Raw genomic sequence first — 10505 nt, forward strand, 5'->3', positions numbered from 1 at the left:
TGCACCGGAACTGGAAAGTCATGTGAAATCACGGCCGTTTCGACAGGGGCGGGCCGTGGCGCCGGGGAGGGAGGGCCATAATGTGGCCCTCCCGGAGATGTGTAGACCGGAACCCGGTGGGCTTACTTGCCCCATTCCTTGTTCTCGGCGATTTCCCAGCCAGCCAGGCTCTCGGGGCCAGCGGCACCGGACTGTTCCTGGAAGGTGTAGGTCACCTGGAAGCGGCGGAAGTTCAGGGTCAGGGTTTCCTGGACGCGGTCCAGGCCATCCTTGCTGCCACCGGTCTGGTAGTTGGTGATCATCACGTCTTCGAAGTCGATTTTCAGGTAATCGACCGGGGCGGTGCCGCCGGATTTGCGCACCACCAGCTGACCGGACTTGATGTGCTCGCCCGAGCAGCAGCGCTTGATCAGGTCATGCGTCGCTTTGTCGACGTATTTGGTGACCTGGATGTCCTGGACGTCGACCTTGCCGCCGCCGCCGCCGCCGCCCATGTGGGTGGTGCCGGATTGGGACATCGACCAGCCCCAGGACAGGATGTCGATCCAGTCTTTGTGTTTGTCATCCTGGCATTCGCCAACGATGCCGTTGTCAAGTTTCAAAAAACAATCAATCGCCATGAAATAACTCCTTAAGGCGTTACACTCCGCTTCCCGTGAGGAAACGAATTACTTTCCAGAGGGAAGTTTCGACACGAGGCTCATGCCGATATCCATGCCTTCCATCTGGAAATGCGGTTTGAGGAAGAACTTGCCCTGGTAGTAGCCGGGGTTCAGTTCGTCCTCGACAACTTCGACCCTGGCGCCGGCCAGGGGCTTCTTGGCCTTCTCGATCTCGCTGGCGCTTTCGGGGTTGCCAGCGACGTATTTGTTGACCCAGGCCTGAAGGTCGCGCTGCAGCTGCGACACATCCGGGCTCTGGCCGATCTTGTCGCGCACCATGGCCTTCAGATAGTGGCTGAAGCGCGAGACCGCGAAGATATAGGGGATGCGCGAGGACATGTTGTCCGACGCGGTGGCCTGGTCATCGACGTAAGTCTTGGGCCGATAGAGGCTCTGGGCACCGATAAAGGCGGCCTTGTCGGTGTGCTGGCGGTGGATCAGGCCGATCAGGCCCGCCTTGCTCAGCTCGCCTTCGCGACGGTCGGTGATCGACACTTCGGTCGGGCACTTCAGATCCTTGGCGCCATCGCCGGTGTCGAACACATGGGTCGGCAGGTTTGCCACCTCGCCACCGGAGGTGACGCCGCGGATGCGGACGGTCCAGCCGTGTTCCTTGAACGCGCGGTTGATGTTGGCCGCCATCGCATGGGCGGAGTTCATCCAGGCATATTGCTGGCCGGCGTGACCGTCGGTTTCCTCTTCGAAGTTGAATTCCTCAACCACCGAATTGGAGTTCTGGCTGTAGGGCTCACGCGACAGCACGCGGGGCAGGGTCAGGGCGACAAAGCGGGAATTCTCGCTGTCGCGCAGGCTGTTCCACTGCGCATATTCCGGCGTCTCAAAAATCTCCGACAGGTCCGGCGGGGTGGCGATCTCGTTCCAGTCGTCGAGCCCCAGCAGGTTGGGCGAGGCGCCGGAAATGAAGGGCGCCAGCGCCGCCTCGGAGATCTTGCCGATGGAGTTCAGCAGGTTCACATCCGGCGAGGAGTGGTCGAAGTGGTAATCCCCGACGAGGCAGCCGAAGGGCTTGCCGCCGAGCGTGCCGAGGTTCTGTTCGTAGACGATGTTGAACAGTGGCGACTTGTCCCATTTGGCCCCGGGGAACCGGCGCATCATGCCCTGAAGCTCCTGCTTGGAGACGTTCAGCACCTTGACCCGCAACGTGGCGTCGGTTTCCGCGTTGTTGAGCGTGTAGGCGAGGCCGCGCCAGCTGGCTTCGAAGCGCTGGAATTCCTCGTTGTGCAGGATGGCATTCATCTGGTCGGACAGTTTCTTGTCCAGCTTGGCCAGCATCGCATCCACGGTGTCGATCACGTCCTCGGAGACCACGGACTGATCGTCCAGCGCCTCGCGCACCAGTGCCACCACGGCATTGTCCACCTCTTGCGCGGCGATGTCGCTGCGCGGTTTGATGGTCTGTTTCAGGATGTCGGAGAATTCCGACAGTTCGTCCAGTTCTGCGGCGGCTTCGCCACCCTGTACCTGTGCTTCGTTGTCCATGTGTCTTCCCTGTCCCCGTCCAAGGCCAAAGTGGCGCTCAGGCGTCCTCGCCGTCGGTTTCGTCCTGCGCTGCACGTTCCGCCAGCGCTGCCATCAGCTCCGGGTCATCCAGCAGTTTTCTGAGGTGATCCTGCGCCTTGGGCTTTGACGCCATGTAGCGTTGCAGGTTGGCCAGCTGTTCGCGTGCCTCCAGCAGCTTTTTCAGCGCCGGAACCTGCCGGGCGATCGCCGCCGGTTCCAGGTCGCCCATGCTTTCGAATTTCAGATCGACGCCGAGGCGCTCCTTGCCGTCGCCGCCGCCGAGCCGGTTTTCGGCCATGAAGGTCATGCCCGGTTGGATCGCGGCCATGTAGTCATCCATCGTGTCCTTGGTGACATCGGCAAAGCTGCGCTCTTCGACCGGCTCCTTTTCGACGCCGGGATTGTTGCCGGACAGATCCGACATCACCCCCATGACAAAGGGGAGTTCGACCATCTGTTCGCTGTCGAAGGGATCCTCGTACTGGATCTGCACCCGCGGCGGGCGGTTGCGTTTGATGAAGCTGGAACCTGAATCTGAGGCCATGAATGCTACTCCGGTTGCGTGCGGCTCAAAATGGGCCTGTCGGTTGTTGATGCCCCGGGGGCGAAATCGGGTGCACCCCGAATGAACTGATGTGAAAGCTCTATCTTAAGCTGTATTCTGCTGAGGTATAAGTTCCTCAATCAGAGATTGAAAGTCCTTATCGAGGTAGCTTTGCGCGCGCTGCAACAGCACCGGCACCGGGCTGGAGCGTTCGGTCTGTCTGAAATAGGCTTCGACCGCCTGCAGCGCCTGCGCCGCCTGGGGCGCGGTGGTGATTTTCGGGTCGGGGCCGGGATCCTGCGGCAGCGCCGGTGGCGCGCCGCTGTCCTCGGGCAGGGCATTGCTGAGTTCGGCAAGCCGTTCGGCGCCGAGCAGAAAACCGGTGGGCGCGCCGAAATCCACCACGGCGCTCTCGGCCTGGCTGGGCAGCAGGGCGCGCAGCGCCTCGATCAGCGGTTTGCCGATCAGCAGGCGGGCCTGGGTGACCAGCAGCAGCGCCGCCGATGACGGCTCTTCCTTGCGGTAGTAGTGTTCGCAGGCTTCCAGCACGCGCCGGGCATGCAGCTGGCTGAGAATCGTGATCGCATGGGCCGCGCCGCGCGCGGTCGTGGCGGCGGCGGGCGCCTGTGGGGCAGCCAGCGAGGGCGGTGCCTGCAGGTCCGGTTTTGGTGCCGGGTCTTGGGGCTGTGGCGGCTCCGGGGCGACCTCTGCCGCCAGATCGGGCCGGGCGGTGGTCAGCGTGTCGACAATGTCGTCCAGCACGCTCTGCACCTGGTCGAGTGCTGGCTGAAAGGGCTTGTCTGCATGGCTGGAACAGGCGGTCTGGATGCGCTGGACCGCAGCGGACATGGCGGCGAAATCCGCCAGCGCCTCTTCGACCTTCTTGCCATTGGCCGGGGTGCTGAGCGCATCCAGCAGCGGTTTCAGCTCCAGCTCGGCCTCATGTTGCAGCGGCGCGCTGTCGCCCCGGGCCACGCGCAGCTTGCGCAGGGTGACCTCGGTGGTGCCCGACAGCCCCATGAACATCAGCGGCTGCACCATGGTGACGGTCTGGTTGAGGTCATTGATCGCCTCGCGCCGATCAGAGACCCCCTCGGCCAGCGTCGGATGCACCTCGTCGGGATGCTGTTCCAGCAGCTCTGCCATGTCGTCGATGGTGGCACGCAGCGCGGCGCGCTGACCGGCCAGCGCATCCCATTGCGCCTGCAACACAAGCAGGCGCAGGTCGCGGCTGCGGGCAAGCAGGGCGTCGATCTCGCGGCGCTCGGCGCGGTGGTCCACGTCCTTGGGATCAAACAGCCGGTCCGGGGTGCGGCCCTTGTTGTCCGGACGTTCGATGCCGGGTTGCATGTAGAACCCGGGCAAGCGGCCAAGCGCCCCGAAATAATACTCCTCATAGGCCGGATCGAAGCTGGCGTTCAGATCCGGGCCGCAGGGATGATCGTCAAACAGGGGGGCGGTGCGTGCGCTGGAGCGCATCAAACAATCCTATTTATTATTCAACTTAAGGGGTCGGTTCGCAAAAATCGTTTTTGAAAGTAATCAACTCTGAATTGTCGTCAAGGGTGAGGGTTCAGTCAAAATTCCCATATTGACCCGCAGCCTCGGAATAGGCCTGTGCAAAGGCCTTGAGAAACACATCGAGCATGCCGTGGTCGGCTTCGGCGGCCTTCTTGTCCCAGCGCGCGACATACTGATCCCAGAGCTTGCCCCGGCGCGCACCGCTCAGCAGGGCTCGGCCGTCTTCGGATGATTCGATCTCCTCGGGCGACAACCCGTCCAGAACCGCGGCGAGGGCCGGTTGCAGGGCGGCAAACACCGCCTGCTGGTGGCCACGCAGGTCGGCCAGCGCGGTGGCAAAGCTTTCGGGGCCTTCCATGAAGCCCTCGCGCGGGGTCAGGAACATCGCCTCCAGCGCCTGCGGCGTGTCGGGCAGGAATTTCATCGGGTTGTTGCCGTGGGCGTTGCGCATGGTGCGGGCGCCGCCCTTGGTGAACTGTTTGACGCTGGCCCGGTCCTGCAACATCCGCATGATTTCCTGCGAGGCCGCTGCGACGGCCTGACCCAGCGCATGGGCCAAGTGTTCGGGGTCGGTGGAGTCAGCAAGGCTGGGATCAAGACCGGCCCCCTGGCAAAAGGCGCGCAACACATCCGTCTGCGCCGCTGCGGGCGCTGCGGCCGGGGTCGCGGGGCGCGGCGGCGCGGGGGGGGCGGCAGGCGGATCCAGCGGGGCCGCCTGCGGTGGCGGCGGCGACGCGGGCGAGGGCATCGGCACCGGGGCGATCGGCGGCTGTCCGGCCGGAGGCAGATCGGTTGCCGGGGGCTGCGCCTGATACGCCGCCGGGGACGGCGGCTGCGCCACCGCCGGAGAGGCTGCTGGCGGCACCTGTGGCGGCGGGCTCTGCGGTGAGGGCGCAGCCTGCGGAGGGCCAGGCTGCTGCGGTGGCGGCGGTGGGGCGGCCCCCTGCTGCGGCGGGATCTGCGGTGTCAGTTGCAGGAACTCCTGCGCCACATCGTCAAAGGCCCGCGCATCGGCCGGGGGCTGCGGCAGCGGGTTCACCGGGTCCTGCGGGTGCAGGCCCAGATCCCAGGGATCGGCCTCGTCATAGCTGGGTTGCGGCGTCTGCGGACCAGGCGCCATCGCAGCCTGCGGCGCGCCGGCTGCCGCGGTCTCGACAGAGATGATATAGTGTCCGACGATCAGCCGCTCGCCACCTTTCAATTGCAGCGGTCCCTGAATGCGGTGTTTCTGCCCCTGCAGGAAGGTGCCATTGGTGGAGGCATCGGTGAGCCAGTAGGCGCCATTGTGGTAGTTGATGTCGAAGTGGTGCCCCGACACATGCCGGGACGGATCCGGCAGCACCCAGTCCATCGCGCGATTGCGCCCGACGCTGGCGTTCTGCCCGTCCAGGGTCAGCCAGGCGGGGCTGCCATCTTGCAGCAGTTCCAGGTTTTCCAGTCTCAGGGTCAGGGTCATCTTCGGCGCAGTTCTTGATTCATGGGGCGGATCTCACCCGGTGGTCCTGGACACAGTGTAGCAGTTTAAAAGGATCGAAATAGGGGGGCTGCAAGATCAATGAAACGCGCCAGGTGAACGGGCCGCTCCATGAGCGGTGCACCGCTGAGGCAGGACAACACCGCCGAGTTGATCGCCCGTGGCGCGCGATGGTCTGGAACCTGGGCCGGGTCATTGGGCGCGATCGGCCCGCCCGACCAGGTCACCGCCAGCCCGAGGAACACTGCGGGGCTGCGCACTGGTGCAAACAACGCCGCCCGCGCGGCGCGAAAGCGGTTTTCGTTGTCGGGGTAGGTGGTCCAGGTGGCCACCAGCTCCATGATCCGGCGATCTTCTGCCCCCAGTTCCTGTGTCGCCATGCGCAGGCACTCATAGCCCCACCAGATCGCCATCTTGGGTTTGGCGGCAAAGGCCGAGAAGGTCACCGCATCTTCCGGGGTGGTGGAGGCCCGCAGGCGCATCAGGAACGCCAGACCGTCTTCCTCCGGGCGCGGACGATTCTGCGTCAGCTGTGCCAGTTGCGGCATGCCCTGGAACAGCTCTTGCGGAGTGTCAAAGCGCAGCGCCGACAGCGGCGGCTGGGTCTTGTCCGGGTCGTCATCGGCAAGGCGCGTGTCGGCGGGCGGTGTTATGCTGTTGGGGTCGGGGATCACTTGGGGTGGTCATCCAGAACTGGGTGTCGTGACGACATGTTGAAATAGGGTGGGCAGTCGAAAAAACGGGTATACAAACGAAACGCAAATAGATCTCCCGCCCCGGTGTATAGTCATGTTCTGGTTGTGGCAAGACACGCAAGAGTTGGCGCGGGTGCCCCGGGGGTAGGGCAGGTGTGATTGAGCGCGCTTTCACGAGGCTGCGGGGTGATGTCGCAGGTGTTTCCGTGGTCTGGGCGTTCCGGTTGTCCTGCATCGCCAGTTTGCGCGCTGCCTTTCGAAAACCGAATTGGAATCATCCGCGGCATGCGAGACGAGGTATCTGGGCGCAGGGGCCGACCCCGGGGGCAATCAGCGGTTGCAGCGCGATACGGATGCGCCCTCGCTGCGCAGCGTGTTGGCTGCGGCATGCTGGGCGCTGTGTGTTGGTCTTCGGGCGCGATCCACGTGGCGTGGCGGTGTATCGAACACGGCTCATTAAACTGGCGACGGCGCTGCGCAAGGGTAAAGAAACCATTAAGTTTCACCGCAACTTTGTTGACATTTGCCCTTAACTTGCTTTTTTGCTCGCCATTAGAGAGGCGATCCGTCGCCACTCATCTTTACGTAGCATTTGTAACATCTGGTATTTTCATTAATGCGCATCCTTCTGCTTGGAACCACTGCCATCTATGCCGGTCTGACTGCTGGTCCGTCCTTCTCTCAGGTCTGGACCAATGACAGCGGATCCTTCAACTGGGGTGAGGCCGGCAACTGGGACAGCGGCACGGTGCCCGACAGTGATGCGGCGGCGGTGGAATTCTCCGGTGCGGATGCAGATGCCACGGTACAGCTGAGCGATGGCGTGGGCGGCACCACCTACACGGCCAACACCTTGGATATCCAGGCCGCGACGCAGCTGGCCGGTGGGACGTTGATCCTCGACGGCATCGGGGCGGCCCTGTCCTACAGTGGCGATCTGGTCGGAGACGTGCTGGCCGACAGCCTGTCGTTGCAGCTCAACGCCAGTGCGGCCTTTACGCTGCTGGCCAATTTCACCTCCGCCGCAGAGATTTCCGCCACCGACGACGTGACCCTGGACGTGTCCGCCGATACCGGCACCGATGCGACCTTCTCCGGCGTGCTGGAGGATGGCAGTGGCACCCTGTCGCTGGAGGTCTCCGGCCCGGGCACAGTGGCCCTGGAGGCGGACAATACCTACACCGGGTCGACATCGGTGACGGACGGGACGCTCGACGTCAGCGGCAGCCTGGCTTCCACCGAGGTCACCGTCGGCGGCTCCGGCCGGTTGGAGACGGACGGCGGCGCCCTGGCCGCGGGGACGGATCTCGACAATGACGGCACCGTGGTGCTGGGGGGCAGCGAAACCATCCAGAGCCTCAACGGGACCGGTGACCTTGAGGTGACGGCTGGAAGCCTGAGCCTGACCAGTGGCACCTCCGATATCGACGGGGTCGTTTCCGGCAACGGTGGCCTGACGGTGGCGGGCGGTGATGTGACCCTGAGCGGTAACAATACCTACACCGGCGCCACCGATGTCACGTCGGGAACCCTCAATATCGACGGCAACGTCAGCAGCTCTGACGTGACGGTGGCCTCCGGCGGTGCGCTTGCGACCAGCGGCGAGGCGGGGTCGGTGGACAACAGCGGCGATGTGACCGTCTCGGGCGGCGATGTCACCGATCTTGATAACCTGTCAGGGGGCGCAGTCACGGTGTCCGGTGGCACGGTGGCGGATCTGGACAATGCTGCGGGCGGCACTGTGACGGTGCAGTCGGGCGGCGCGGTGACGGCACTGTCGACGGCGGGCACGGGGTCGAACGCCGGTACGGTGGGGACGCTGACGCAGACGGCGGGCAGCTTCACCAACAGCGGCGATGTGACCGGCACCACCACGGTCTCGGGCGGCACGCTGACCAATGATGGCGACGGCGACTTGCAGGGCGACGTGACGGTGGCCTCCGGCGGCGCGCTTGCGACCAGCGGCACGGCCGGGTCGGTGGACAACAGCGGCGATGTGACCGTCTCGGGCGGCACTGTTGCGGATCTGGACAACCTGTCGGGCGGTGACGTGACTGTCTCGGGTGGTGATGTCACGGATCTGGACAATCTCTCGGGTGGCGCAGTCACGGTGTCCGGCGGCACGGTGGCCGATCTGGACAATGCGTCGGGCGGCGATGTGGCGGTGCAGTCGGGCGGCGCGGTGACGGCGCTGTCGAATGCCGGCACGGGCTCGAACGCGGGTACGGTGGGCACGCTGACGCAGACGGCGGGCAGCTTTACCAACAGCGGCGATGTGACCGGCACCACCACCGTGTCGGGCGGCACGCTGAGCAATGACGCCAGCGGCGATTTGCAGGGCGCGGTGAGCGTGACCGAGGACGGCAGTCTGAGCAACAGCGGCAGCATCAGCGGCAGCACCACGATCACCGGCGGCACCAATGGCGCCACGGTGGTCAACAGCGGCGGCAGCTTTGGCGATGATGTGATCCTGTCGGATGGCACCGCGCGGCTGGAACTGGCATCGGACACCACGGTGGACGGCGATGTGCAGAACGCGGGCACCATCGTTGCCACCTCGGGCGGGGCGGTGGCGCTGGGGCTGACCGGCGGCCACGAACTGACCAACAGCGGCACACTGGATGGCAGCAGCGGCGGTCTGACGGTGACGGCGGACGAGATCACGCTGACGGGCAGTTCCTCGGTGACGGCCGGGGTGACGCTGGTGGGCAATGTGACCAACGCGGGCGACCTGACGCTGGACACGGATCTGAGCGGCAGCCTGACGGCGGCGGCGGGCTCGGTTGCGACGATCAGCGGCGATGTGGATGCGGATGGCAATGCGGTGACCGTGGATGACGGCGGCGCGGTGACGGTCTCTGCCGGGGTGAGCCTGACGGATGTGGGCACGCTGACCAATGCGGGCGAGGTGGAGATCGGCGCGGGCGGCACGCTGGCGGCCTCGGCGATCGACAACCAGGCGGATGGTGAGCTGACGCTGGGGGCCAATGCGACCCTGAGCGGCACCGGCAATACGCTGACCAACAGCGGGCTGATCACCGTGGGCGACGGCGGCGTGGTGCAGGACGCGGGCGATATCACCAATGCGGCCGGGGGCGAGATCAGCTTTAGCGGCTCCGGGGTGCTGAATGCGGATACCAACAATGACGGCGACGGGCTGAGCAACGCCGGCACCATCTCGACGGCGGCGGGCGGCAGCGACACGCTGACCCTGGGCGATGGCAGCGGCGACAGTTTTGACAATGTGGCGGGCGGCCTGTTTGAGATCGGCGCCGATGACACGGTCTCGGGCAGCGGCACGGAGATTGTGAACGCGGGCAGCCTGGGGTCTGCGGCGGAGATCACGCTGGGGGCGGGGTCGGCGCTGAACGTGGCGCGTCTGAGCAATGACGCCTATGGCGAGATCCGCAATGCGGGCACCATCGACACCACCCATGGCACGCTGAGCAATGCGGCGGATGCGGTGCTGGAGAACCTCTCGGGCGGGGTGATCGTGGATGATGTGGAAAGCTCTGGCAGCTTTACCAACGCGGGCACGGTCAGCGGCACGACGGCGGTGCAGGCGGGCACGACGACCAACACCGGCACGCTGACGGGTGATGTGACGGTGGCCTCGGGCGCCACGCTGACGACCAGCGGCACGGCGGGGTCGGTGGACAACAGCGGCGACGTGACTGTCTCGGGTGGTGATGTCAGCGACCTGGACAACCTCTCGGGTGGCGACGTCACGGTGTCTGGTGGCACGGTGGCGGATCTGGACAATGCTGCGGGCGGCACTGTGACGGTGCAATCCGGCGGTGCGGTGACGGCGCTGTCGAATGCCGGCACGGGGTCGAACGCCGGTACGGTGGGGACGCTGACGCAGACGGCGGGCAGCTTCACCAACAGCGGCGATGTGACCGGCACCACCACGGTCACGGGCGGCACGCTGACCAATGACACCGACGGCGAGCTGGTGGGCGACGTGACGGTGGCCTCCGGCGGTGCGCTTGCGACCAGCGGCGAGGCGGGGTCGGTGGACAACAGCGGCGATGTGACCGTCTCGGGCGGCGATGTCACCGATCTTGATAACCTGTCAGGGGGCGCAG

The 10505-nt window shown here is 65.2% G+C and carries 7 protein-coding genes; 1 reads left to right on the plus strand and 6 read right to left on the minus strand.

Annotated elements, in window-relative coordinates:
* Positions 1–122 precede the first annotated feature (122 nt).
* The 6 genes from MHM97_RS16730 to MHM97_RS16755 form a co-directional block, all read right to left on the minus strand.
* Complete coding sequence (locus tag MHM97_RS16730) at positions 123–620, minus strand: Hcp family type VI secretion system effector (RefSeq protein WP_009178194.1); 498 nt, start codon at positions 618–620, stop codon at positions 123–125.
* 48 nt (positions 621–668) lie between these two features.
* Positions 669–2162 (minus strand): type VI secretion system contractile sheath large subunit, encoded by a 1494-nt coding sequence (gene tssC / locus MHM97_RS16735; RefSeq protein WP_239323492.1) that lies wholly within the window; start codon positions 2160–2162, stop codon positions 669–671.
* Positions 2163–2199: 37 nt separating this feature from the next.
* Positions 2200–2727, minus strand: coding sequence for a type VI secretion system contractile sheath small subunit (tssB, locus tag MHM97_RS16740; protein ID WP_239323501.1), 528 nt, complete (start codon positions 2725–2727; stop codon positions 2200–2202).
* Positions 2728–2832: 105 nt separating this feature from the next.
* Positions 2833–4206, minus strand: coding sequence for an ImpA family type VI secretion system protein (locus MHM97_RS16745; protein WP_239323503.1), 1374 nt, complete (start codon positions 4204–4206; stop codon positions 2833–2835).
* Positions 4207–4300: 94 nt separating this feature from the next.
* Positions 4301–5704 carry a type VI secretion system-associated FHA domain protein TagH gene (gene tagH / locus MHM97_RS16750; protein WP_239323504.1) on the minus strand — a complete coding sequence of 468 codons (1404 nt, stop codon included), beginning with the start codon at positions 5702–5704 and terminating at the stop codon, positions 4301–4303.
* A 65-nt stretch (positions 5705–5769) separates the two neighbouring features.
* A complete protein-coding gene (locus MHM97_RS16755) occupies positions 5770–6396 on the minus strand; it encodes a DUF6931 family protein (RefSeq protein ID WP_239323505.1) in 627 nt (208 codons plus the stop codon).
* A 637-nt stretch (positions 6397–7033) separates the two neighbouring features.
* Here MHM97_RS16755 and MHM97_RS16760 point away from each other — a divergent pair.
* On the plus strand, positions 7034–10505 hold a 3472-nt coding region (locus MHM97_RS16760), incomplete at its 3' end, for a beta strand repeat-containing protein (RefSeq protein ID WP_239323509.1).

Source organism: Epibacterium sp. Ofav1-8, assembly GCF_022348185.1.
In the GTDB taxonomy this organism is placed as follows: domain Bacteria; phylum Pseudomonadota; class Alphaproteobacteria; order Rhodobacterales; family Rhodobacteraceae; genus Epibacterium.

Excerpts from the sequence above, each read along its gene's own strand:
- MHM97_RS16730 (WP_009178194.1), bottom strand. The coding sequence starts at position 620 with ATGGCGATTGATTGTTTTTTGAAACTTGACAACGGCATCGTTGGCGAA.
- tssC (WP_239323492.1), bottom strand. The coding sequence starts at position 2,162 with ATGGACAACGAAGCACAGGTACAGGGTGGCGAAGCCGCCGCAGAACTG.
- tssB (WP_239323501.1), bottom strand. The coding sequence starts at position 2,727 with ATGGCCTCAGATTCAGGTTCCAGCTTCATCAAACGCAACCGCCCGCCG.
- MHM97_RS16745 (WP_239323503.1), bottom strand. The coding sequence starts at position 4,206 with ATGCGCTCCAGCGCACGCACCGCCCCCCTGTTTGACGATCATCCCTGC.
- tagH (WP_239323504.1), bottom strand. The coding sequence starts at position 5,704 with ATGACCCTGACCCTGAGACTGGAAAACCTGGAACTGCTGCAAGATGGC.